This is a genomic window from Pseudomonas sp. NPDC047961, assembly GCF_050272435.1.
GTDB lineage: Bacteria > Pseudomonadota > Gammaproteobacteria > Pseudomonadales > Pseudomonadaceae > Stutzerimonas.
Map to the genome: position 1 here is coordinate 213,437 of NZ_JBNNMD010000004.1, position 23,329 is coordinate 236,765.

The window sequence follows — 23,329 nt, forward strand, 5'->3', positions numbered from 1 at the left end:
CAAGAGCCGTTGGCGTACTACTGGAAGTCACTCGCGCCAGCTTCAACGCAGCTCTGTTGCGAACAGTTGCAACTACACAAAACCAGTGCATGGTCTGTTAACTGCGACACAGAGTTGTTAGAAGAAGTTGCGCCGTTTATCTGTTCGGATAACCAATCCGGACGGGCGGAAAAGCCTGTGAAATCAAGCGAAACGGCTGTTCTAGAGCACTTGCGGGATATTGGGGAAGCGGGTGGTAATTAGAGGCGTCAGGTTGCCGCACGCACAACAATCGCGCACCGATGGAGGGCGCTCGGTTTCGGCTGTCCGCGGCTCATGAAAAAAATCACGGCTATGAAGGAAAGCGTTGGCGAAGGCTATTTTCCGAAAAGTGCGCTGTTCGTCGCTTGATCGACCAGAGACGATTTTTCGGCGTCAAGTTCCCGCCTGGTCAGCCGATGACTCATCAGTACTCACACATCTTGGATGCCACTCCATGCGTCTCACCTTGAAAATTAAAGTCCTGCTTCTCGCACTGGTGCCCGTCACGCTGTTCGCGTTGGTTCTCAGCGGTGCGGCTGCCCAGATCCTTCATTCCCTGGCTGAAGAAGAGATCGAGACCGTCCGCGAGCGGATGATCGACGACGCTCGGACACGACTCGAGGATTACATGCGGATTGGTGTGAGCAGCGTGTCTCACCTCTACGAGCCGGCCGCGCAAGGGGATCTGGCCAGTCGTGCCGAGGCCATCGCCATCCTCCGGAAGATCAAGTTCGGCAAGGACGGTTACTTCTTCGGCCATGATTCCAATGTGGTTCGGCTGTTCCGCGGCGAGAGTCCGGTGGATGTAGGCTCCAACCTGAGCGACCGTCGCGACTCCAACGGCGTCTACATCAACCGTGAGTTGGTGGCCGTAGCGAAAAACAACACCTACTTCGTGAATTACTCATCGCCGTTGCCCGGTAACGACAAGGTATCGGTGCCGAAACTTGCCTACAGCTACTACCTGCCCAAGTGGGACCTGGCGCTGGGTACGGCGATCAACCTGGACAACATTGAATCGGCCTTGAGCGAGGTGAGGACGGAAATCGATGGCCGGGTCAACTCGATCCTTACCAGCATCCTGGTCATCGCTGGCGTGATGCTGGCAGCGCTGTGTATCGCTGGCGTGGTGATCAGCAACTCCATCGTCAAGCCGATCCAGGTCATTCGCGCCCAGCTTGATGACATCGCGGCTGGTGATGGTGACCTGACTCACCGCCTGCCGGAAGATCGCAGTGACGAACTTGGCCAGCTGGCCGGCTCGTTCAACCGCTTTGTCGGCAAGATCCACACCATGGTCAGCCAGGTCGCGGATTTGACCGGCCAACTGACCGGCATGGTCGCCGAGGTCGCTTCCCAGGCACAGCGCTCCGAGAAGGCCATGGAGACCCAGCGCCAGGAAACCGATCAGGTCGCCACGGCAATCAACGAGATGTCGGCCGCGGCGCAGGAAGTCGCCCATAGCGCCCAAGGCGCCGCTGAAGCTGCACAAAAAACCGATCAGGAAGGCCAACAGGCGAAAGCCGTGGTGGATTCCAGCATTCGCCAGATCCACTCGCTGGTTGAAGAGATCCGCAGCAGCGGCACTTCACTGGATGCGCTGCAGCAGGACGTGCATGCCATCGTGGGTGTGCTCGACGTGATCCGTTCGATCGCCGAGCAAACCAACCTGTTGGCGCTCAACGCTGCCATCGAGGCGGCGCGTGCCGGTGAGGCGGGGCGCGGCTTTGCGGTCGTAGCCGACGAGGTTCGTGCGCTGGCTAGCCGCACCCAACAGAGCACCCAGGAAATCCAGGGCATGATCGATCGCCTGCAGACCGGCGCCAAACAGGCCGTCGCCGCCATGGGTCGCTCCAGCGAAGCGGGTGATGCCAGCAGTGCCCAGGCCAACCAGGCAGGCGCTTCGTTGGATGCCATCGCTCACCTCATCGCCACCATCAACGGCATGAACGCGCAAATCGCCAGCGCGGCGGAAGAGCAGACCGCAGTGGCTGAAGAGATCAACCGCAGCGTCCATCAAATCGCCACAGCCGTTGAGAACGTTGCTGAAGAAACTCAGCAGGGCGCGCAGACCGCACGCAACCTGGCCAATGTGGGTGAACGTCTGGGTGGGTTGGTGCGCCAGTTCCGCATCTGACGCGGCCTGATCTCGCCAGATCAAATTGGACTCAAGGAAAACCCCGCATTTGCGGGGTTTTCCGTTAGCGCAGGCCAGCCCTCAAAGTGCCGGCCTTAGCCTATCAGCCGAAGACAATTCGGCAGCCCTTCAATAGCGCTACAGCCCCTGGCCCACCCATCCCCATGCTCACGTAGGGTGGATCACGCTTCACCGATCCACCGGATGGCGAAACACCAGGTGACGACCACCGGGTAACGTTCCACCGAGCGACATCCACCCTACCGGACTAACAATCCGTTTCATCGCAATGCCAGTCGTCGCCTGTGCGCCGTAATAATGGCGCTGATATATTGACCTTGCTATGCAAAACTTATACAAAGCGGTCCGTCCCGTTCCTGTTTTGTAAAACTCAAAGAAGGTTCCCATGAAAGGGTTACGTAGTCTCTTACTTGATCTGAGCGTAAGGCGAAAGCTGCTGGCAGGCTTTGGCCTGGTGCTGTTCATCACCTTGATGATCGCCTGGATAAGCTACCAGGCACTGGATTCGGTGTTCGAGCGGTTTGCCAAGCTCAACCATGTTGCAGAAATCAAAGCGTTGGTTGCCGATGCCCGTCAGGGTGAAAAGAACTTCCTGTTAAGAAAAGAAACGGTGTTTCTGGAGCAGGCGAGAGAAGCTGTCGAGAAAACCATCTCTGTCGCTCAGGACGCCCGTAACGCTTTCGAAAGTGCGCATAGCATCGAGCTCATGGATCGTATCGAGCAGGACGGTAAGGAGTACCAGACCCGCCTTGCTGAATTCGCTGAAGCCATGCGCAAACGACAGATTGCTGAAGACAACATGGAGGAGGCGGCTCGTGAGGCCCTTGCAGGTTTCAATGCAGCCGAGGCGGAACTGCGTAGACGGGTTCAAGAGCAGATCGTCGCCACTAGTGATGACGAAAGCATACAGACCCTGACCCTGTCCAATCAGGCATCGAATCTCGCTAAGCAGCTGTTCGATACCCGGCGGTTGGAGAAGAACTTTGTAATCGGCGGCAATGACCGCGATGCGGAGGCCCTGCTTGCCCAGCTCGACACCTCAGCCACGGCAGGCCGGGAGCTGAAGGACAGCCTGCCGGACGGTCGCAGTAGCGAAGCACTGAGTCAGGCGCTTGCCCGCCTGGACCAGTATCGGTCGGAGTTTCTCGATTATCGCAAGGCGCAGTCGGAGCGTGTTGCCAGCGAGGAAGCCTTGACCGAGCGCGCTCGGCTTATCGTGGAAGTTGCCCAGACGGCCTATGCCAGCCAGCTCGAGGAGCTACGCACCGAGCAACGTCAGGTTCGAATGGTGCTGATCGGCGCCACCCTGTTTGCATTGGTCCTTAGCGTGCTGTGTGCGGGGTTGATTACTCAGATGATTGTCGGTCCGTTGCAACAGGTTGTCGCCGTCGCACGTCGCGTCGCTGATGGCGATCTGTCTGCCAATCTCGCTGTCGACCGCCGAGATGAACTCGGCCAGTTGATGCAGGCGATGCAGCAAATGAGTGAAAGTCTGCGGTCACTCATAACGCGGCTGTCAGACGGCATCGCGCAACTCGCCACTGCCGCTGAGCAAATGTCAGCCGTGACTGAGCAAACCAGTGTCGGTGTAGGCCAGCAAAAGCTTGAAACTGACCAGGTGGCCACCGCGATGAACGAGATGACTGCGACCGTTCAGGATGTGGCCCGTAACGCCGAGGCCGCTGCACATTCGGCGTCGTCTGCGGACATACAGGCCCAGCAAGGCCATTCGGTTGTCAAACAGACCATCGGGCGTATCGAGGAGCTGGCCCGCTCTGTCAGTGAGTCCGCCGAATCCATTGAGCGGTTGAAACACCACAGTGCCGGTATCGGCAATGTGCTTGATGTGATCAAGAACGTCGCCGACCAAACGAACCTGTTGGCACTCAACGCTGCGATCGAAGCGGCTCGTGCGGGTGAGGCCGGGCGCGGATTCGCCGTGGTGGCAGATGAGGTGCGTTCGCTGGCGCGCCGAACCCAGCAGTCTACGTCGGAGATTGAGCAGCTTGTCGTCGCGCTGCAGAGCGGGACTGAAGGCGCCGTGGAGGTCATGGGGAAAAGCTGCGATCTTGCGGATCAGACTGTCGAGGCAGCACAACTGGCCGGTGAGGCGCTGAAGGCCATAAACGATGCGGTTTCAAGCATTCAGCAAATGAACCAGCAGATCGCAACAGCCTCCGAGCAGCAGAGTGCGGTGGCCGAGGAGATCAATCGCAGCGTGTCGAAAATCCGCGATGTGGCGGATCAGTCCGCAGCGGCTACGGAGCAAACCTCAGCTGCCAGCTCCGATCTTGCTCGGCTGGGCGGCGAGTTGCAGGCTCAGGTCAGCCGATTCCGCCTGGTCTGAGATAAAGCAGCGAGCTTGTTAGCCGGTTTGTAACCAAGCGTATAAACAAGAAGGGCTGGGCCATTGCGGCGCCAGCCCTTTTTTTCAGCCGAAGAAATACAGACAGCCTGAAATGACGATGCCCGAATAAACCAGCATCAGCAGGCAATAGCCCATGATGTCGCGCGCACCGAGCCCGACGATGCCGAGAATAGGCAGCGCCCAGAACGGCTGGATCATGTTGGTCCAGGCATCGCCCCAGGCAATCGCCATGGCCGTGACGGCGGGCGTCACACCCAGCGCCTGGCCGGCTGGCAGCATGATTGGCCCTTGCACGGCCCACTGACCGCCACCCGACGGCACGAAGACGTTGACCAGACCGGCGCTGAGGAAAGCCAGCACCGGGAAGGTATCGGCCGATGACCAGGCGATGAAGGTGTCGGTGATCTGCCGACCCAGCGACAGCCCTTCGACATTGGCGCCAATCATCATCCCCATGATCCCGGCGTAGAACGGGAACTGGATAACGATGCCGCTGATGCCGCCGATGCCGTCTTGCACCGCGCGCATGTAGCGCTCCGGCGAGCCGTGCAGTGCCAGACCGATGAACAGAAATAGGCCGATGACAATATTCAGGGTCAGGGCAAAGCCGTTCTCGGCGAAGTAGTAGCCGAAATAGACCACCGCCAGCGCAATGATGATCAGGTTGAGGATGCGGCTGTCGTCCATGCGCTGCGCAAGGGTATTGCGCGGCAGGGCCTCATGGGCGGGATCGAGCAGTTTCGCCGGGTCCGCGACCTTCGGGTCTTTCGGATGCATGGCCCAGTTAAGGATCGGCAAACCGATCACCAGCAGCGCGATGATCGTCAGGTTCATGGCGGTGAACAGGGTGTCACCGACGCCGATGGCGGTCGTCACGACACCGCCAGACATGCGCTCCAGATCCGCGCCGCCGGTGGCCAGCGAAAGCGGGATTGAACCGGACAGGCCGCCGTGCCAGATCAGAAAGCCCGAATAGGCCGCGGCGACCAGCAGCGGGTAATCGACGCCTTTAACTTCACGGGCCAGCGCGCGGGCGAACACCGCGCCGATCACCAGACCGAAACCCCAGTTGATCCAGGAGCCGGCCAAGGCCACCAGCGTGACCAGCACCACGGCGCGGCCCGGTGTGCGTGCGGTCCGTGCCAGGCCTGCAAGCAGGCGATGGATGGCGGGTGCGCTGGCCAGGGCGTGGCCCGTCACCAGAATCAGCGCCATCTGCATGGCGAAGGTGAGCAGGTTCCAGAAGCCGGTGCCCCAGTGTTTCGCCATTGAAGGCAGGCCCTGGCCGGTGACGAGCATGCTCGCGGCAAGCACGATGAGGCTGAGGAGAATCGCAAAAACGAAGGGTGAGGGTAGGTATCGCTGAATGAGCTTGACGCTCAAGGCGGTAACGGTACTGAGCATGGTCGTTGATCCTGTGTTGTTCTTCTTTTTTATAGGCGGCGCACGTGCGTGGCGTGCGCCGATTTATTGCTAGGGTTTGGTGAGCCTGCACGGCGTGGTGTCGGTCCTCCTCTATGAGCCGGCGTTGTCCGTTTAGTGACGTTCGAGAGCCAGCGCGACGCCCTGACCGCCACCGATGCAGAGCGTGGCAAGGCCTTTCTTCGCGTCGCGGCGGATCATTTCGTGCAGGAGCGTGACCAGTACGCGGCAGCCCGACGCGCCGATGGGATGTCCCAGCGCAATCGCGCCGCCGTTGACGTTGACCTTCTCGGCATCCCAGCCAAGTTCCTGGCCGACCGACAACGCCTGGGCGGCGAACGCCTCGTTGGCTTCGATCAGGTCCAGCTGGTCCAGCGACCAGCCCGCCTTGTCCAAACAGCGGCGGGTGGCCGAAACCGGCGCGATGCCCATGATCGCCGGGTCGACGCCAGCATTGGCGTAGGCCTTGATCGTGGCCAGCACCGGCAAACCGAGGGCCTTGGCCTTGTCTGCGCTCATCAGCAGTACCGCAGCCGCGCCATCGTTGAGGCTGGAGGCATTGCCGGCGGTAACCGAGCCATCCTTCTTGAACGCCGGCTTGAGTTTCGCCAGGGACTCGGCAGTGGTGCCGGCGCGTGGCTGCTCATCGGTGTCGAAACGCAGCGGCTCGCCTTTGCGCTGCGGGATCTCGATGGGCGTGATCTCGTCCTTGAAGCGCCCGGCCTCGATGGCGGCGACAGCCTTCTGCTGAGATGACGCGGCGAAGGCATCCTGGGCTTCGCGGCTGATCTGGTACTTGTCGACCAGGTTTTCGGCGGTGATGCCCATGTGGAAATCGTTGAAGGCATCCCAGAGGCCGTCGCTGATCATCGAGTCGACCAATTCTGCATGGCCCATGCGCAAGCCGGTGCGGGCTTTGGGCAGGACGTAGGGGGCCAGGCTCATGTTTTCCTGGCCCCCGGCAATGATCACTTCGGCATCGCCGCAGCGAATGGCTTGGGTTGCCAGATGCAGCGCCTTCAGGCCCGAGCCGCAGACCTTGTTCAAAGTGAAAGAGGGCACCGCATGGGGCAGGCCGGCCTTGATCGACGCCTGACGGGCGGGGTTCTGTCCGGAACCGGCCGTGAGTACCTGGCCGAGGATGACTTCATCCACTTCGGCAGGATCCAGCCCGGTCTGTTCGAGGAGGCGCTTGATCACTGCGGCGCCGAGATCCGGTGCGGAGATGTTGGCCAGGCTGCCTTGAAAGGCGCCAATGGCGGTGCGGGTGGCGGCTACGATGACGGCGTCTTGCATGTTCTTGCTCCGGTTAAGTCGGGTGTTGTAGAGAGCGGGCGCTCGCCGGGCTCTGTAGAGCCTTCGCGAGCAAGCTCGCTCCTACAAGGAAACGTGTGCGCTCAGAACGTCATTTCCGGTACGTGATCCGGCACCACCAGCTCACCGGCAGTCTTGGCGACGATTTCCTCGACGCTCACGCCTGGGGCGCGCTCCTTGAGGACGAAGGCGCCGTTCTCGATTTCCAGGTACGCGAGGTCAGTCAGCACGCGCTTGATGCAGCCGGCGCCGGTCAGCGGCAGGGTGCACTTGGCCAGCAACTTGGACTCGCCATCCTTGGAGGCGTGCGTCATCAGCACGATGATGTTTTCGGCGCCGGCGACCAGGTCCATCGCGCCGCCCATGCCTTTGACCAGCTTGCCGGGAATCATCCAGGACGCGATGTTGCCCTGTACGTCGACCTCGAAAGCGCCGAGCACGGTGAGGTCGATATGCCCGCCGCGAATCATCGCGAAGGATACGGCGGAGTTGAAAATCGAGGCGCCGACGCGTGCGGTGACGGTCTGTTTGCCAGCATTGATCATGTCGGCATCGAGTTCTTCTTCTGTGGGAAAGGCGCCCATGCCGAGCAGGCCGTTCTCCGATTGCAGCATCACTTCCATGCCCTCGGGCACGTAGTTGGCGACCAGCGTCGGGATGCCGATGCCGAGGTTCACGTAGAAGCCGTCCTGCAGTTCGCGGGCGACGCGCTGGGCCATTTGTTCACGGGAAAGTGCCATGGTCTGTTCCTCTTATTCTTTTAATCAGGCGCGGACGGTGCGCTTCTCGATGCGCTTCTCGAAGGTGCCGCAGATGAGGCGGTCGACGTAGATGCCGGGCGTGTGAATCTGGGTGGGATCGATCTCGCCGGGCTCGACGATTTCCTCGACCTCGACCACCGTGATCTTCCCGGCGGCTGCCGCCAGCGGGTTGAAGTTCTGCGCGGTGTGGCGGTAGATGACGTTGCCGTAGCGGTCGGCCTTCCAGCCTTTGACGATGGCGAAGTCGCCGGTGATGGCGTATTCGAGGATGTGCGGGCGACCGTTGAATTCGCGTACGTCCTTGCCTTCGGCGATGGGCGTACCGTAACCGGTCGCCGTATAGAAGGCGGGAATGCCCGCGCCACCTGCGCGCATCTTTTCGGCCAGGGTGCCCTGGGGGGTCAGCTCGACCTCCAGTTCACCATCGAGCAGTTGCCGTTCGAACAGCGCGTTCTCGCCGACGTAGGAGGCGATCATCTTGCGGATCTGCCGATCCTCCAGCAGAACGCCGAGGCCAAAGCCGTCGATACCGCAGTTGTTGGAAACCACGGTGAGGTCGCGGGTGCCCTTGCGCTTGATCTCGGCGATCAGATTCTCCGGGATGCCGCACAGCCCGAAGCCGCCGGCCAGGACGGTCATGCCGTCCTCCAGCCCGTCGAGCGCCTCGGCATAGGAATTCACGCGCTTGTCGAAACCAGCCATAAACGATTCCTTTTTGTTGTTGGGTTGTTTTGGTGAGCTGCAATCGAGTGTTCCCTTGTATGACGGATTTGTTAAGTTGATTTTTAAGCTCGATTGATTGATAAAACGAAACAAAGCGCCGTCATGCGCTCTCCCGGATCCGATTCGATGACCGTCAAACAACTCCGTGCGTTTCTCGCCGTGGCCCACACCCTGAGCTTCGCTCAGGCCTGCGAGCGGCTGCACCTGTCGCAATCGGCGCTGAGCCTGACCATCAAGGCGCTGGAGGACGGGCTCGGGGGGCGCCTGTTCAGCCGTACCACGCGGGCCGTCAGCCTGACGCCAGAAGGCGAGGCGCTGCTGCCCCTGGCGCGTCGGTTGCTCGCCGACTGGGACAACGCCGAGGACGAGCTGCGCCAGCGTTTCACCTTGAAACAGGGCAGGGTGACGCTGGCCTCGATGCCGTCCTTCGCCGGTAATCTGCTGCCAGCCGTACTGCGCACCTTTCGCGACCGCTACCCCTCGATCAGCGTCACCGTGCATGACGTGATCAACGAGCAGGTGATGGAAATGGTCCGTGACCGCCAGGTGGAAATCGGGATCGCCTTCGAGCCTGAACCCAGCACGCCGCTGACGTTCACCCCGCTGTACATCGACCGTTTCGTGGCGGTGGTGCCGGCCGATTCGGTGCTGGCAAGCCAGGCCGAAGTGAGCTGGGACGCTTTGCTGGAGCATCCCTTCATTACCTTGCAGCGGCCGTCGACGGTGCGCGTCATGCTCGAAGACCATCTGCGTCCGCGCGGTCGTCAGTTGCCGGTGCAGTTCGAGAGTCATCAATTGGCAACGGTGGGGCGCATGGTTGGCAGCGGCCTGGGTGTCAGTGCCGTTCCGGCGCTGTGTCGTCAGCAGATGCTGGAACTCGGTGCGTGCTGTGTTGCCCTGAGCGATCCGGTGATCGAGAAGCCGGTGGGCATCCTGACTAAACCGGGTCATGAGCTGTCGGTCGCGGCGCAGGCTATCGCCGACGCTTTACGTGGGAGCAAGGATTATCCCTGCGCATGACGGTTTGCCGCAGGCGATTACCCCGCTCCCCGCTCTATCTTGACAAGTATTACCTCACGGATGATTGGCGCTAAAGGTCTACAGCACACAACCGATAAGCCAGCATGGACGGGCCGAACCTCAACGGCTGTCCGCCAGCACCCAGCCATTTAGCACGCGGTGCGCAGTTGGCTCATTTACGGACAGGTGACATGCATGTTTCTACGCAATATTGGTATCGCCCCGCGCGCAACACTTAGCTTCGGCCTCGTTGCATTCTTGCTGTTGTGTGTGGGGGTGTTCTCTCTTACACAAATGTCGAAGATGGACATGGCGAGCAAGGATGTAGGCGGTAATTGGGTGCCGTCGGTCACCAACCTCAACGAGATAAACCAGGCTGTTCTACGCCAGCGCATCCACACATTGCGGTTGGCAAGTCTCACCGACGAAGCGGCCGTTGCCGAAAGCAAGGCCGGTCTGACGGAGCTTGCCGGACAGATAAGCCAGCGAAGCGCGGATTATGCGAAGTACCTTACGGGTGCGGAGGAAACAAAGTGGACTTGCCCCTATCAAACCGGACACCGCAACCCTGTTAAGTTGATGTTACAGCCAACCGCCTGAACTCCCGAGGCGAGCGGTACTTCAGTGCGCTGTGGGGATGCTCTTCGTTGTAATGCTCAAAAGCAATCGCCAGGTTGCGTAGCGCTGTCTGGCGATCCGGCCGTGGCATATGGGCGATGTAATCGCGCTTCATCGTTTTCACGAAGCTCTCCGCCATGCCGTTGCTCTGCGGGCTGCACACTGGCGTGGTCAGCGGTATCAAGCCGATTTCCCGAGCAAAGGCCCGCGTCTGTTCGGCGGTGTACGCCGAGCCGTTATCGCTCAACCATTGAATCTGAGTGGCAGGCAGTGCCTGTCCAAAACGTTTCTCGACGGCTTCAAGCATGACGTCACGGACGTCGTCACCGCTGTAGCCTCTCGAGCTGGCTACCCAGCTGATGGCCTCGCGATCGCAGCAGTCCAAGGCAAAGGTCACACGCAGCTTGGCGCCATCGTCACAACGAAATTCAAAACCGTCCGAGCACCAACGGGTATTGCTCTCGCCCACTGCCACTCGGCCTTCATGACGACGAGCCACACCGGGCTGCTTGCGGCGTTTCTCCAGCAGCAGGTCGTGGTCGCGCATGACCCGATAAACCCGTTTCACATTGACCGCCGGTTCGGCCTGCCTACGTAGAAGCGCCCAGACCCGGCGGTAGCCATAGCTGGGCAAGTCGGAGATTGAGGCCTTGATCCGCTCCACCAGAGCCGTATCGTCAGGGATACGCCTACGACGGGCTCCTTTGCCTTCATTGGCCTGCTTGATTCGAGCCGTCAGTTGCGAGCGCGACACACCGAGACTTTCGCTGACCAGCTTCACTGGTCGTCCCCCGGCAACAAGGGTGAGTGCGCAATCCATTTTCGCGAGCGGGCGATCTCCACCGCTTCCTTGAGCACTTCAGCTTCCATGGTCTTTTTGCCCAGCATCCGTTGCAGCTCGCGGATCTGCTTCATTGCGTCAGCCAACTCCGAGGCCGGCACCACAGCCTCTCCTGCGCTGACCGCCGACAGGCTGCCGTCCTGATAGAGCTTGCGCCAATGGAACAGCTGGTTGGGGTTGATGCCATGGCGTCGGGCGACCACTGAGACGCTGTGCCCGGGCTCAAGGCTCTCGCGCACCATGGTGAGCTTCTCCTCGACGCTCCAGCGGCGACGCCGCTCCTGGCCGAGCACTTCGATATGTCTGTCTTTGCTGGTAGTCATAAACACGACCGTTTGCCTATCCCTTATGGTAAGGGGGAAACAATGTCCGGTGTTTCAGGGGGCTCGTTCACAAAGCTCTTCGAAGACTTCAAGCGCGTCTATGAGACATACCAGACGAGCCAAAAACAGGTTGCTGACTATGTGGCTCAAGGCCGCAAGGAAGACGCGCTCAATTACTTCGGTCAGACCTTCATCAACGACGCCGAAGCGCTGATGACATCGCTTAGAGTGCTCAATGACTTCAATTCCCAGGGAATTGCCAGCGCCACGCGAAGCTCCAGCGATACCTATGAAGGGGCTCGTCTAGCGGTCATCACCGCCATCGTTATAGCCGCCCTAGTCACAGCGCTCCTGGCCTGGCTGCTGATCCGCAGCATCGTTCAGCCGCTGGCTGAAGCAGTGCAGGTAGCCGAAGTCATTGCGGCCGGTGACCTGACCCGAGCCATTACCGTTGTCGGCAAAGACGAACCCGCACGCTTGTTGGAGTCGATGCAAGGCATGCAGGCCAGCCTGCGTGAAACGATCATGAGTATTTCGGACTCCTCCACCCAGCTGGCGTCGGCCGCCGAAGAGCTCAACGTGGTCACCGAGGATGCAAGCCGTGGCTTGCTTCAGCAGAACAGCGAGATCGAACAGGCCGCTACCGCCGTCAACGAGATGACGGCGGCCGTGGATGAGGTCGCACGTAACGCTGTGGCAACAGCCGAAGCGTCCAAGCAATCGGAGCAGTCGGGGCGTGAGGGCCAGCAGCAGGTCAGCCGCACCGTTCAGTCCATCAACGAGCTGGCACAAGGCGTCACCACAACGGCTGGGCAAGTGGGTGAGCTGGCCGACAAGGTGCGTGATATCACCAAGGTCCTGGATGTGATCCGTGCGATCGCCGAGCAGACCAACCTATTGGCGCTAAACGCCGCGATCGAGGCTGCCCGTGCTGGTGATGCCGGACGTGGCTTCGCCGTGGTAGCCGATGAAGTCCGGGCGCTGGCGCATCGTACTCAGCAATCGACTCAGGAAATCGAGGAGATGATCGGTGGCATTCAGCATGGAACCGAAAGTGCCGTGCATGCCATGCAGCAAAGCAACCAACAAGCCCATTCGACTCTGGTTGTGGCGCAGGCTGCCGGGAAGGCGTTGGATCAGATCGCGGCGGCCATCGCTACCATCAGTGAGCGCAATCTAGTAGTAGCCAGCGCGTCTGAGGAGCAAGCGCAGGTTTCTCGAGAAGTGGACCGTAACCTGATGAATATTCGAGATTTGTCCATGCAGACCTCTGCCGGCGCCAACCAGACCAGCGCGGCTAGCCAGGAGCTTGCACAACTAGCGGTCGGCCTTCGCGCCCTGGTGGGCCGTTTCTCGGTCTAAACACTGCTGGAACTGTCTACGATCAACGCCTCGCGGCGGTCTGCGCGAGGCGTTTTTCGTTTTGCAGCACATGCTGTTCAAGCATGCGCGGATTAGCCGTGATGCGTTGTATGCAGGCACACCGGTCGGAAGCGAGCGAAAGCGTGCGGTTACCGGCCGCCCTTGATGTTGGCCTGTGGTCCTATCTCCTATGCTTGGGCTCACCTTTTATGCTTCGCACCTTGTCGAGCCGTCTGGCTACGATAGTGGTGACGACTGGCGTAGCTGCTCCACAGCAGCTGAGCCTCACTATAAAAACTACAAAGAGTGCCTCGCGATGGACAATCTGCTGAATAGCAAAAGCCGGATCTTCGACCGGGTCGACCCTCACCTGGTCTCGGAGTACGTCAATCAGCACGTCGGCACGCACTGCATTCAGCTGCCGCGCACGGGCCACCCGCAAGCCAGCCTCAGCCATTGCACCTTCGGCAAGCTCGATCTCTGCAAGCTAAGCTACGGCGGCAGTGTCCATGTCACCTCGCCAGCTCTGGAAACCATCTACCACCTGCAACTGCTGCAGCGCGGGCATTGCCTGTGGCGAGGTCGTGGACAGGAGCACTATTTCACCCCAGGCGAGCTGCTGCTGATCAACCCGGACGACCCGGTAGACCTGACCTACTCCGACGATTGCGAGAAGCTGATCGTCAAGTTACCCGCTTCGTTTCTTGAAAAGGCCTGCGCCGATAACCAGTGGCGATCACCCGGTGAGGGCATCCGATTTACCGCTAGCCGTTACGAGCTCAAGCAGCTCGAAGGTATCGAAAGCCTGCTGGGCCTGATTTGCCAGGAAGCTGAAGCTGAACATTGCGTCCCCCAGCTGCAGGATCAGTACTGCCGCATCATCGCTTCCAAGCTGCTCTGCACCCTGGCCAATAACATCTACCGTGAGCCGCTGAGCGAGAGCTGCCCGTCGTTCGGGCGCATCACCGATTACATCGACGAACACCTCAAACACGACATCTCGATCGAGCAGCTGGCGCAGTTGGCCAACATGAGCGCGCGTTCGCTGTACACGCTGTTCGAGCGCAAGGTTGGCACCACGCCGAAGTCCTACATCCGCCAACGCAAGCTGGAGCACATCCATGGGCGCCTGAGCGATCCCTCGGGCAAGGTCCGCAACATCACCGAAATTGCCATGGACTACGGCTTCCTCCATCTCGGACGATTCTCCGAAAGCTACAAGAGCACCTTCGGCGAGCTGCCGTCGGACACGTTACGCAAACATCACTAGGGCGCACGCCTGGGTGCAGCGCAATCGAGGGTGCGCTGTCACCGATAGCACAGCGCTGGTCAGCCGGTCCAATCCCGCGGCCGCTGGCAGAACTCTGGCGTTACGCAAATGCCTATGGTGATGAGGGAGCTGACTATCGGCGCATTTCCGTTTGCGACCAACGCTGGTCATAATCGCGACTAAATCACTCGGCAAGAGATATTTGCATGCAAGGTGTTGCCTCTTCGAACACGCTGATGGGAGTCGATGATCGATACCGCCTGCTGATCGAAGCGGTAACCGACTATGCGATCTACATGCTCGATATCGATGGTCGGGTCGTCAGTTGGAACGCCGGCGCGAAGCGTTTCAAGGGCTACGAAGAGGCCGAAATAATCGGCGAGCACTTCTCCCGCTTCTACACGGCTGAAGACCGCGCGGCCGGCATGCCGCAGCGCACCCTGGACCAGGCGGCGAGTGGGCGTTTTGAGGGTGAGGGCTGGCGGGTGCGCAAGGATGGCTCGCGCTTCTGGTGTCATGTGGTGGTCGACCCGATCCGCTCGCCGGATGGCAGCCTGATTGGTTTTGCGAAGATCACCCGCGACCTCACCGAGCGCAAGCTGGCCGAAGAGTCGCTGAAACAGAGCGAACAGCAGTTTCGGCTGCTGGTGCAGAGCGTCACCGATTACGCCATTTACATGCTGGACCCGACCGGGCTCGTCACCAACTGGAATGCCGGCGCACAGCGCATCAAGGGTTATCGGCCCGATGAAGTGATCGGTCAGCACTACTCGCTGTTTTTCACCGAGGAGGATCGGCAGAACGGCACGCCACAACGAGGCCTCGCCACTGCGTTGCGCGATGGTCGGTTCGAGAGTCAGGGTTGGCGGGTGCGCAAGGACGGTTCACGGTTCTGGGCAAGCGTGGTGGTCGACCCGATTCGCAGCGAGACCGGCGTTCTGATCGGTTTTGCCAAGGTGACCCGCGATATCACCGAAACGGTCGAGGCGCAGCGCGCGCTGGAGAAGACGCGCGAGGCGCTATTCCAGGCGCAGAAGATGGAATCGCTCGGCAGGCTGACCGGCGGCATCGCTCATGACTTCAATAACCTGCTGATGGCCGTGCGCGGCGGCCTCGAAATCGTCCGTCGGCGTGTGGACGGCGATCCGAGAGTCGTTCCCTTGCTGGACAACGCCATCCAGGGTGCGCAGCGGGGCATATCGCTGTCCCAGCGCATGCTGGCCTATGCACGACGCCAGGAACTGCACCTCGAGTTGGTCGAGCTGTCTGCTCTGGTGCGCGGCATGGCGGATCTGCTCAGACAATCGCTCGGACCTTGTATCGACATCGAAACGCGCTTTCCGCTTTCGCTCCAGCCCGTCCTGGCGGATGCCAATCAGGTCGAACTGGCGCTGCTGAATCTGGCTGTGAACGCACGGGACGCAATGCCCGACGGCGGCACTGTCACAATTTCCGCATGCGAACACCGCTTCGATAACAATGAGGGGCCTTTGGAGCCGGGCAACTACGTGTGCCTGGCACTGACCGATGAAGGCTCGGGGATGGACGAGGCGACGCTTGCACAGGCGATGGAACCGTTCTTTACCACCAAGGGCGTTGGCAAGGGCACGGGCCTGGGACTCTCGATGGTTCATGGCTTGGCCGCTCAGTCGGGCGGGCGCCTGTTGCTCAAAAGCGAGAAGGGCCGCGGCACCACCGCCGAGCTGTGGTTGCCCCTGGCGGTCAGTGCGGTTGCACCGGCTAAGCCTGACAGCGTCCAGCAGCCGGAGCCACAGTGCCTGATGGCGCTGCAAGTGCTGGTGGTCGATGATGATCCGCTGGTGCTGATGACGACCGCGGCAATGCTCGAGGAGCTTGGTTGCGAGGTGATCGAGGCAAGCTCTGCCGAGCAGGCGATCGAGGTGCTGACGCAACATCAGGTCGATCTGGTGCTGACCGATCAGGCCATGCCGCAGATGACAGGCATACAGCTGGCCGACTTCATCCGGAACCGCTATCCGCAACTGCAAGTAATTCTCGCGACCGGTTACGCCGACAAACTCGGAGGGGGCGCCGGCAACCTGCCTAGACTGGGCAAGCCGTTCGATATGGACGCGCTGGCCGAGAAGATTACAGCGGTCATGAGCCAGCCCTGAAGGCAGGCACGTCTGATCAATTCCTCTCGTAATCCGCACTGACGCGATCACCCGGCGCCGCTTATGGCGTCACGGCTTGTTGCGCAAGGTCGTCCGGCCTGTTCGGGCCACGCTCTCCATTGTTTTGCAGAAAGCGGATAAAGGTGCTGCAGGAATCGGATATTGATGCCGTCTCCCGCGCCGTAGCCTTCATCACGTAGACACAATAACAATGGAGGCCCCGGCCATGTCCCTGGGATTCGACTACCTTGATTCGCTGCTCGAAGAAGATAAAGAGAAGGGCGTCTTTCGCTGCAAGCGCGAGATGTTCACCGACCCTCGGTTGTTCGATCTGGAGATGAAACACATCTTCGAGGGCAACTGGCTGTACCTCGCTCACGAGAGCCAGATTCCCGAGAAGAACGACTACTACACCACCCAGATGGGTCGCCAGCCGGTCTTCATTGCTCGCAACAAGGAGGGCGAACTCAACGCCTTCATTAATGCCTGCAGCCATCGCGGCGCCATGCTTTGCCGCTTCAAGAGCGGCAACAAGGCGACCTACACCTGCCCGTTTCATGGCTGGACCTTCAACAACTCCGGCAAGCTACTGAAGGTCAAGGACCCGAAAGAAGCCGGCTACCCCGACAGCTTCAACTGCGACGGCTCCCACGACCTGAAGAAGGTCGCGCGCTTCGAGTCCTACCGCGGCTTCCTGTTCGGCAGCTTGCGTGAAGACGTCGCGCGGCTGGAGGACTTTCTCGGCGAATCGAAAAAGATCATCGACATGGTGGTCGACCAGTCCGCTGAGGGCATCGAAGTGCTGCGCGGCTCGTCTACCTACGTCTACGAAGGCAACTGGAAGCTGCAGGCCGAAAACGGCGCCGACGGCTACCATGTCACCGCGGTGCACTGGAACTACGCCGCCACCCAGCAGCAGCGAAAGCTGAAAGAGGCCGGTGACGACATCCGCGCCATGAGCGCCGGCGGCTGGGGCAAGAAGGGCGGTGGTTTCTACTCCTTCGAGAACGGCCACCTGTTGCTCTGGACCCGCTGGGACAACCCGGAAGACCGACCGCTGTACGCCCGCCGCGACGAGATGATCGCCGAGGTCGGCCAGGCGCGGACCGACTGGATGATCGAGAACTCCCGCAACCTCTGCCTCTACCCGAATCTGTACCTGATGGACCAGTTCGGCTCGCAGCTGCGCATCGCCAAGCCGATCTCCGTCGACAAGACCGAAGTCACCATCTACTGCATCGCGCCCAAGGGCGAGAGCGCCGAAGCCCGCGCCCGCCGCATCCGCCAGTACGAAGATTTCTTCAACGTCAGCGGCATGGCCACCCCCGACGACCTGGAAGAATTTCGCGCCTGCCAGCAGGGCTTCGCCGGAAGGGCGATGGAATGGAACGACATGTCCCGCGGTGCCAAGCACTGGATCGACGGCGCCGACGAGGGCGCGCAGGAAATCGACTTGCATCCGCTGATGAGCGGCGCACGTACCGAGGATGAAGGCCTGTTCGTGCTGCAGCACCACTACTGGCAGCAGCAAATGATCAAGGGGCTCAAGGAAGAGCAGGACCAGCTGATCCACGTGGAGGGTGCGTGATGACTCTTTCCTACGACGCCGCGCGCGACTTCCTCTACCGCGAAGCGCGCTATCTGGACGACAAGGACTGGGACGCGTGGCTCGAACTCTATGCGCCGGACGCCACCTTCTGGATGCCGGCCTGGGATGATCGCGACCAGCTGACCCAGGACCCGATGAGCGAAATCTCGCTGATCTGGTATGGCAACCGCAGTGGCTTGGAAGATCGGGTGTTCCGCATCCGCACCGAGCGCTCCAGCGCGACCATTCCGGATACGCGCACGAGCCACAACATCAGCAACCTCGAACTGCTCGAGCAGGCCGATGGCGTCTGCAAGCTGCGCTTCAACTGGCACACGATGAGCTTTCGCTACAAGACGGTCGACCACTTCTACGGCACCAGCTTCTACACCCTCGATACCCGCGGCGAGAACCCGCTGATCAAGGCCAAGAAGGTCGTGCTGAAGAACGACTACATCCGCCAGATGATCGACGTGTACCACCTCTGAGGGCGCCGCCATGACTCACAAGATCGCATTGAACTTCGAAGACGGCGTCACCCGTTTCATCGACGCCAACTTAGGCGAAACCGTCGCCGATGCCGCGTACCGCCAAGGCATCAACGTCCCGCTGGATTGCCGGGACGGTGCCTGCGGAGCCTGCAAGTGCTTCGCCGAAAGCGGTCGCTACGACCTCGGCGAGGAATACATCGAGGACGCGCTGAGCGAAGCCGAAGCCGAGCAGGGTTACGTGCTGACCTGCCAGATGCGCGCCGAAAGCGACTGCGTGATTCGCGTGCCGGCCGCTTCTGACATCTGCAAGACCCAGCAGGCCAACTACCAGGCTGCCATCAGCAATGTGCGGCAGCTGTCCGAGAGCACCATCGCACTGTCGATCAAAGGCGAGTCGCTGAGTCAGTTGGCCTTTTTGCCTGGGCAGTACGTCAATCTGCAGGTGCCTGGCAGCGACCAGACCCGCGCCTATTCCTTCAGTTCGCTGCAGAAGGACGGCGAGGTCAGCTTCCTGATTCGCAACGTGCCGGGCGGGCTGATGAGCAGCTTTCTGACCAACCTTGCCAAGGCGGGCGACAGCGTCAACCTGGCCGGCCCGCTTGGCGCGTTCTATCTGCGCGAAATCAAGCGGCCACTGCTGTTGCTGGCGGGCGGCACCGGCCTCGCGCCGTTCACCGCGATGCTGGAGAAGATCGCCGAGCACGGCAGCGAGCATCCCCTGCACCTCATCTACGGCGTCACCCACGACCACGACCTGGTGGAAATGGACAAGCTCGAGGCCTTCGCCGCGCGCATCCCTAACTTCACCTACAGCGCCTGCGTCGCCAGCCCGGACAGCGCCTATCCGCAGAAGGGCTACGTGACCCAGCACATCGAGCCCAGGCACCTCAACGACGGTGAAGTGGACATCTACCTCTGCGGCCCGCCGCCGATGGTCGAGGCGGTCAGCCAGTTCATTCGTGAGCAGGGGCTGGAGCCGGCGAACTTCTACTACGAGAAGTTTGCCGCCAGCGCTTGAGGGCAAGGTGGGCAAGGTTTTTCTGTAGGAGCGAGAGGGGCGCTGAGCCCTCGCTCGCGAATGGGCCGGCACGCCGCCAACCGTCTGGATCACCGCACCGAAGAGCTTCGCGAGCAAGCTCGCTCCTACAAGGCTGGGTGCGCTGGCTTCGAGCAAGTTGAGGAAAGGTAGATGAACACACGTTTTCAGAACAAGGTCGCCGTCATCACCGGGGCGGCCCAGGGTATCGGTCGGCGTGTTGCCGAGCGCATGGGCGAAGAGGGTGGCCGGCTGGTGCTGGTCGACCGCTCTGAGTTGGTCCATGAACTGGCCGATGAGCTAGGGGCGAAGGGTGTCGAGGTGCTGACCTTGACTGCCGACCTCGAACAGTTCGCGGACTGCCATCGGGTGATGGATGCTGCCCAAGAACGGTTCGGCCGCCTCGACATCCTCGTCAATAACGTCGGCGGCACCATCTGGGCCAAGCCCTTCGAGCATTACCAGGAGCACGAAATCGAGGCCGAGGTGCGGCGCTCGCTGTTTCCCACGCTGTGGTGCTGCCACGCCGCATTGCCGCACATGCTGGAGCAGGGCGCGGGCGCCATCGTCAATGTTTCCTCTATTGCCACCCGCAGCCTCAACCGCGTGCCCTACGGCGCGGCCAAGGGCGGCGTCAATGCGCTGACCGTGTGCCTGGCCTTCGAGAACGCCGAGCGCGGCATTCGCGTCAACGCCACCGCGCCGGGCGGGACCGAGGCGCCGCCGCGCCGCATTCCGCGCAACGCCGCCGAGCAGAGCGAGCAGGAAAAGATCTGGTACCAGCAGATCGTCGATCAAACCGTCGACTCATCGCTGATGAAACGCTACGGGACAGTCGACGAGCAGGCCGGCGCCATCCTGTTTCTCGCTTCGGACGACGCTTCCTACATCACCGGCGTGACGCTGCCGGTGGGTGGTGGCGACCTCGGCTGAATCACAGAGAACGGTCTGACCGGCCGACGTCAGGGCACCTCGGGCTTGCAGCGCTACCGTTGCGGCCGAACCGCGACTAACAAAAACAATAGAGAGTCTTGCCATGCGAAAAGTAGATGTTCACGAAATCATCGATAACGCGCGCTTCAGCCGCTTCCACTGGCTGGTCGTGTGCCTCTGCGCACTGCTACTGATCTTCGACGGCTACGACCTGTTCATCTACGGCGTGGTGCTGCCGGTGATCATGAAAGAGTGGGGGCTGAGCCCACTGGAAGCCGGCGCCCTCGGCAGTTATGCGCTGTTCGGCATGATGTTCGGCGCGCTGGTGTTCGGCACTCTGGCCGACCGCATCGGCCGCAAGAAAGGCATCGCAGTGTGCTTCGTGCTGTTCAGCGGGGCCACCGTGCTCAACGGCTTCGCCAGTACACCGACCGAGTTCGGCATCTTCCGCTTTCTCGCCGGCCTCGGCTGCGGCGGGCTGATGCCCAACGTGGTGGCGCTGATGAATGAGTACGCGCCGAAGAAACTGCGCAGCACGCTGGTAGCCGTCATGTTCAGCGGTTACTCACTGGGTGGCATGCTCTCGGCCGGCCTCGGAATCTACATGCTGCCGCGCTTCGGCTGGGAAGCGATGTTCTTCGCTGCTGCCGTGCCGCTGCTGTTGTTGCCGGTGATCCTCTGGTATCTGCCGGAGTCGGTGGGTTTCCTCGTCCGCCAGGGCCGCAGTGAGCAGGCCCGTGCGTTGCTGAACAAGGTCGACCCCAGCCGCCAGCTGTCCGCAGGCGATGAACTGGTAATGACCGACGTGAAGGGCAAGAGCGCTTCGGTGCTGGAGCTGTTTCGTGATGGTCGTGGTGTGCGCACGGTGTCGCTGTGGCTGGCGTTCTTCTGCTGTCTGTTGATGGTCTACGCGCTTGGCTCCTGGCTGCCGAAACTGACGGACAACGCGGGTTACAGCCTGGGTTCCAGCCTGTCGTTTCTGCTGGCGCTGAACTTCGGCGGGATGGCCGGTGCCATTCTCGGCGGCTGGCTGGGCGACCGTTTCAACCTGTCGAAAGTCGTGGTGGTGTTCTTCGCCGTGTCGGTGGCCTCGATCAGCCTGCTGGGCTTCAAGACGCCGATGCCGGTGCTGTACACCCTGATCTTCATCGCCGGCGCCACGGTGATCGGCACGCAGATCCTGCTGTACGCGACCGCTGCACAGTTCTATGGCCTGTCGATCCGCTCCACCGGACTTGGCTGGGCCTCGGGAATCGGCCGCAACGGCGCCATCGTCGGCCCGCTGCTGGGTGGTGCGCTGCTGGGTATCAACCTGCCGCTGCAGCTCAACTTCATGGCCTTCGCCGTGCCGGGCGTCGTCGCCGCACTGGCCATGACCGCCTTCGCCATCTCCAGCAAGCACAGCCCGGAAGCCGCACCAGTCGTGCTGTCGGCGGCTAAGGCGTGAACCCTGACATTGGTAAATCGGAAATCGATATGAGCCCCATCCTGATCGAAAGCATTCAGGCAATCGTCGTCGACCTGCCGACCATCCGCCCGCACAAGCTGGCGATGCACACCATGCAGCAACAGACGCTGGTGATCATCCGCGCGAAGTGCAGTGACGGTATCGAAGGCATCGGCGAGTCCACCACCATTGGTGGCCTGGCCTACGGCAACGAGAGCCCGGAAAGCATCAAGCAGAACATCGACAGCCACCTCGGCCCGCTGCTGGTGGGTCAGGATGCGGCGAATATCAACGCCGCCATGCTGCGGCTGGACAAGGCCGCCAAGGGCAACACCTTCGCCAAGTCCGGCCTCGAAAGCGCGCTGCTGGACGCTCAGGGCAAGCGGCTCGGGCTGCCGGTCAGCGAGCTGCTCGGCGGCCGCGTACGTGACAGCCTGGAAGTCGCCTGGACCCTGGCCAGCGGCAACACGGCCAAGGACATCGAAGAGGCCGAGCGCATGCTCGATATCCGCCGCCACCGCATCTTCAAGCTGAAGATCGGCGCCGGTGAAGTGAATGCCGACCTCAAGCACGTCATCGCCATCAAGCAGGCCCTCGGCGAGCGCGCCAGTTTGCGTGTCGACGTCAACCAGGCGTGGGACGAGTCGGTGGCGCTGCGGGCCTGCTGCATCCTCGGCGACAACGGCATTGATCTGATCGAGCAGCCCATCTCGCGGATCAACCGCGGCGGGCAGATCAGGCTGAACCAGCGCAGCCCCGCGCCGATCATGGCCGACGAATCCATCGAGAGCGTCGAAGATGCCTTCAGCCTGGCCGCCGACGGCGCCGCAAGCATCTTTGCCCTGAAGATCGCCAAGAACGGCGGCCCACGCGCCGTGCTGCGCACCGCGCAGATCGCCGAAGCCGCAGGCGTCGCGCTGTACGGCGGCACCATGCTCGAAGGCGCCATCGGCACCCTGGCTTCGGCGCATGCCTTCCTCACGCTGAACAAACTGCAGTGGGGCACCGAGCTGTTCGGGCCGCTGCTGCTCACCGAAGAAATCGTCACCGACGCACCGGTCTATCGCGACTTCCAGCTGGAAGTGCCTCGCACGCCGGGCCTTGGCCTGACCCTCGATGAAGAGCGCCTGGCGTTCTTCAGTCGCAAATAACCGGAGGCTGAACCGATGCTGTTCCACGTAAAGATGACCGTAAAACTGCCCGTCGACATGGACCCGGGCAAGGCCTTCAAGCTCAAGGCCGACGAGAAGGAACTGGCCCAGCGTCTGATGCGCGAGGGCAAGTGGCGCCACCTGTGGCGCATCGCTGGTCAGTACGCCAACTACAGCGTGTTCGATGTGGCCAGCGTGCAGGAGCTGCACGACACCCTGATGCAGCTGCCGCTGTTCCCCTATATGGAAATCGAGGTCAACCCGCTGTGCCGGCATCCGTCCTCGATTCGTGAAGACGACAGCTGATCGAATTTCAAAGGCCGGCGTGCGCCGGCCAGCTAATCGCG

General features: G+C 61.2%; 18 protein-coding genes and 1 pseudogene. 14 read left to right on the forward strand and 5 right to left on the reverse strand.

Features of this window, described 5'->3' with window-relative positions:
* Positions 1–475: 475 nt before the first annotated feature.
* The gene (ctpM, locus tag ACQKIK_RS15385; protein ID WP_127839441.1) at positions 476–2,158 is read left to right on the forward strand and encodes a methyl-accepting chemotaxis protein CtpM; all 1,683 of its coding nucleotides are present in this window, start codon (positions 476–478) and stop codon (positions 2,156–2,158) included.
* A gap of 406 nt (positions 2,159–2,564) precedes the next feature.
* Positions 2,565–4,526 (forward strand): HAMP domain-containing methyl-accepting chemotaxis protein, encoded by a 1,962-nt coding sequence (locus ACQKIK_RS15390; protein WP_499136557.1) that lies wholly within the window; start codon positions 2,565–2,567, stop codon positions 4,524–4,526.
* Between the two features lie 84 nt (positions 4,527–4,610).
* Here the strand turns inward: ACQKIK_RS15390 and ACQKIK_RS15395 are convergent, their stop codons facing one another.
* The 4 genes from ACQKIK_RS15395 to ACQKIK_RS15410 all read right to left on the reverse strand — a co-directional run bounded on the left by ACQKIK_RS15395 (position 4,611) and on the right by ACQKIK_RS15410 (position 8,746).
* Entirely contained in the window at positions 4,611–5,951 is a 1,341-nt protein-coding gene (locus ACQKIK_RS15395) for a short-chain fatty acid transporter (protein WP_499136558.1), read from the reverse strand.
* 132 nt (positions 5,952–6,083) lie between these two features.
* Positions 6,084–7,265, reverse strand: coding sequence for an acetyl-CoA C-acetyltransferase (locus tag ACQKIK_RS15400; RefSeq protein ID WP_499136559.1), 1,182 nt, complete (start codon positions 7,263–7,265; stop codon positions 6,084–6,086).
* A 101-nt stretch (positions 7,266–7,366) separates the two neighbouring features.
* Positions 7,367–8,023: a CoA transferase subunit B gene (locus tag ACQKIK_RS15405; RefSeq protein WP_499136560.1), complete on the reverse strand. Its 657-nt coding sequence runs from the start codon at positions 8,021–8,023 to the stop codon at positions 7,367–7,369.
* 24 nt (positions 8,024–8,047) lie between these two features.
* Positions 8,048–8,746 carry a CoA transferase subunit A gene (locus ACQKIK_RS15410; protein ID WP_499136561.1) on the reverse strand — a complete coding sequence of 233 codons (699 nt, stop codon included), beginning with the start codon at positions 8,744–8,746 and terminating at the stop codon, positions 8,048–8,050.
* A gap of 147 nt (positions 8,747–8,893) precedes the next feature.
* Between ACQKIK_RS15410 and ACQKIK_RS15415 the strand changes: the two genes are divergently transcribed.
* Positions 8,894–9,787 carry a LysR family transcriptional regulator gene (locus ACQKIK_RS15415; protein ID WP_499136562.1) on the forward strand — a complete coding sequence of 298 codons (894 nt, stop codon included), beginning with the start codon at positions 8,894–8,896 and terminating at the stop codon, positions 9,785–9,787.
* A gap of 195 nt (positions 9,788–9,982) precedes the next feature.
* Positions 9,983–10,387, forward strand: a complete 405-nt coding sequence (locus tag ACQKIK_RS15420; RefSeq protein ID WP_499136563.1) for an MCP four helix bundle domain-containing protein — start codon at positions 9,983–9,985, stop codon at positions 10,385–10,387.
* Here the strand turns inward: ACQKIK_RS15420 and ACQKIK_RS15425 are convergent.
* Positions 10,359–11,569, reverse strand: a protein-coding gene (locus ACQKIK_RS15425; RefSeq protein ID WP_417778401.1) for an IS3 family transposase whose coding sequence is annotated in 2 segments (ribosomal slippage) — positions 10,359–11,224 and positions 11,224–11,569 — 1,212 coding nt in all. Because the reading frame shifts where the segments join, the coding sequence is not laid out codon by codon here. The two genes, ACQKIK_RS15420 and ACQKIK_RS15425, sit on opposite strands and share 29 nt — an antisense overlap.
* 78 nt (positions 11,570–11,647) lie before the next feature.
* Here ACQKIK_RS15425 and ACQKIK_RS15430 point away from each other — a divergent pair.
* The 10 genes and pseudogenes from ACQKIK_RS15430 to catC all read left to right on the forward strand — a co-directional run.
* Positions 11,648–12,931: pseudogene (locus ACQKIK_RS15430) on the forward strand (methyl-accepting chemotaxis protein); the annotation flags it as partial.
* Between the two features lie 316 nt (positions 12,932–13,247).
* Positions 13,248–14,201, forward strand: a complete 954-nt coding sequence (locus tag ACQKIK_RS15435) for an AraC family transcriptional regulator (protein ID WP_499136564.1) — start codon at positions 13,248–13,250, stop codon at positions 14,199–14,201.
* A gap of 206 nt (positions 14,202–14,407) precedes the next feature.
* Entirely contained in the window at positions 14,408–16,336 is a 1,929-nt protein-coding gene (locus ACQKIK_RS15440) for a hybrid sensor histidine kinase/response regulator (protein WP_499136565.1), read from the forward strand.
* Between the two features lie 226 nt (positions 16,337–16,562).
* The gene (gene benA, locus ACQKIK_RS15445; RefSeq protein ID WP_499136566.1) at positions 16,563–17,924 is read left to right on the forward strand and encodes a benzoate 1,2-dioxygenase large subunit; all 1,362 of its coding nucleotides are present in this window, start codon (positions 16,563–16,565) and stop codon (positions 17,922–17,924) included.
* On the forward strand, positions 17,924–18,412 hold the full coding sequence (benB, locus tag ACQKIK_RS15450) for a benzoate 1,2-dioxygenase small subunit (protein ID WP_044315803.1): 489 nt from the start codon (positions 17,924–17,926) through the stop codon (positions 18,410–18,412). Before benA ends, benB begins: the two co-directional genes overlap by 1 nt.
* 10 nt (positions 18,413–18,422) lie before the next feature.
* Positions 18,423–19,433, forward strand: a complete 1,011-nt coding sequence (gene benC, locus ACQKIK_RS15455) for a benzoate 1,2-dioxygenase electron transfer component BenC (protein ID WP_499136567.1) — start codon at positions 18,423–18,425, stop codon at positions 19,431–19,433.
* Positions 19,434–19,604: 171 nt separating this feature from the next.
* Positions 19,605–20,384: a 1,6-dihydroxycyclohexa-2,4-diene-1-carboxylate dehydrogenase gene (locus tag ACQKIK_RS15460; protein ID WP_499136568.1), complete on the forward strand. Its 780-nt coding sequence runs from the start codon at positions 19,605–19,607 to the stop codon at positions 20,382–20,384.
* 103 nt (positions 20,385–20,487) lie between these two features.
* Positions 20,488–21,831, forward strand: a complete 1,344-nt coding sequence (locus ACQKIK_RS15465; RefSeq protein ID WP_499136569.1) for an MFS transporter — start codon at positions 20,488–20,490, stop codon at positions 21,829–21,831.
* Between the two features lie 29 nt (positions 21,832–21,860).
* On the forward strand, positions 21,861–22,982 hold the full coding sequence (locus ACQKIK_RS15470; RefSeq protein ID WP_499136570.1) for a muconate cycloisomerase family protein: 1,122 nt from the start codon (positions 21,861–21,863) through the stop codon (positions 22,980–22,982).
* 15 nt (positions 22,983–22,997) lie between these two features.
* On the forward strand, positions 22,998–23,288 hold the full coding sequence (gene catC, locus ACQKIK_RS15475; RefSeq protein ID WP_499136571.1) for a muconolactone Delta-isomerase: 291 nt from the start codon (positions 22,998–23,000) through the stop codon (positions 23,286–23,288).
* The last annotated feature ends 41 nt before the right edge of the window (positions 23,289–23,329 follow it).

What these genes read in the sequence shown, in the direction of transcription:
- ctpM (WP_127839441.1), top strand. Translation starts at nt 476, where the DNA reads ATGCGTCTCACCTTGAAAATTAAAGTCCTGCTTCTCGCACTGGTGCCC.
- ACQKIK_RS15390 (WP_499136557.1), top strand. Translation starts at nt 2,565, where the DNA reads ATGAAAGGGTTACGTAGTCTCTTACTTGATCTGAGCGTAAGGCGAAAG.
- ACQKIK_RS15395 (WP_499136558.1), bottom strand. Translation starts at nt 5,951, where the DNA reads ATGCTCAGTACCGTTACCGCCTTGAGCGTCAAGCTCATTCAGCGATAC.
- ACQKIK_RS15400 (WP_499136559.1), bottom strand. Translation starts at nt 7,265, where the DNA reads ATGCAAGACGCCGTCATCGTAGCCGCCACCCGCACCGCCATTGGCGCC.
- ACQKIK_RS15405 (WP_499136560.1), bottom strand. Translation starts at nt 8,023, where the DNA reads ATGGCACTTTCCCGTGAACAAATGGCCCAGCGCGTCGCCCGCGAACTG.
- ACQKIK_RS15410 (WP_499136561.1), bottom strand. Translation starts at nt 8,746, where the DNA reads ATGGCTGGTTTCGACAAGCGCGTGAATTCCTATGCCGAGGCGCTCGAC.
- ACQKIK_RS15415 (WP_499136562.1), top strand. Translation starts at nt 8,894, where the DNA reads ATGACCGTCAAACAACTCCGTGCGTTTCTCGCCGTGGCCCACACCCTG.
- ACQKIK_RS15420 (WP_499136563.1), top strand. Translation starts at nt 9,983, where the DNA reads ATGTTTCTACGCAATATTGGTATCGCCCCGCGCGCAACACTTAGCTTC.
- ACQKIK_RS15435 (WP_499136564.1), top strand. Translation starts at nt 13,248, where the DNA reads ATGGACAATCTGCTGAATAGCAAAAGCCGGATCTTCGACCGGGTCGAC.
- ACQKIK_RS15440 (WP_499136565.1), top strand. Translation starts at nt 14,408, where the DNA reads ATGCAAGGTGTTGCCTCTTCGAACACGCTGATGGGAGTCGATGATCGA.
- benA (WP_499136566.1), top strand. Translation starts at nt 16,563, where the DNA reads ATGTCCCTGGGATTCGACTACCTTGATTCGCTGCTCGAAGAAGATAAA.
- benB (WP_044315803.1), top strand. Translation starts at nt 17,924, where the DNA reads ATGACTCTTTCCTACGACGCCGCGCGCGACTTCCTCTACCGCGAAGCG.
- benC (WP_499136567.1), top strand. Translation starts at nt 18,423, where the DNA reads ATGACTCACAAGATCGCATTGAACTTCGAAGACGGCGTCACCCGTTTC.
- ACQKIK_RS15460 (WP_499136568.1), top strand. Translation starts at nt 19,605, where the DNA reads ATGAACACACGTTTTCAGAACAAGGTCGCCGTCATCACCGGGGCGGCC.
- ACQKIK_RS15465 (WP_499136569.1), top strand. Translation starts at nt 20,488, where the DNA reads ATGCGAAAAGTAGATGTTCACGAAATCATCGATAACGCGCGCTTCAGC.
- ACQKIK_RS15470 (WP_499136570.1), top strand. Translation starts at nt 21,861, where the DNA reads ATGAGCCCCATCCTGATCGAAAGCATTCAGGCAATCGTCGTCGACCTG.
- catC (WP_499136571.1), top strand. Translation starts at nt 22,998, where the DNA reads ATGCTGTTCCACGTAAAGATGACCGTAAAACTGCCCGTCGACATGGAC.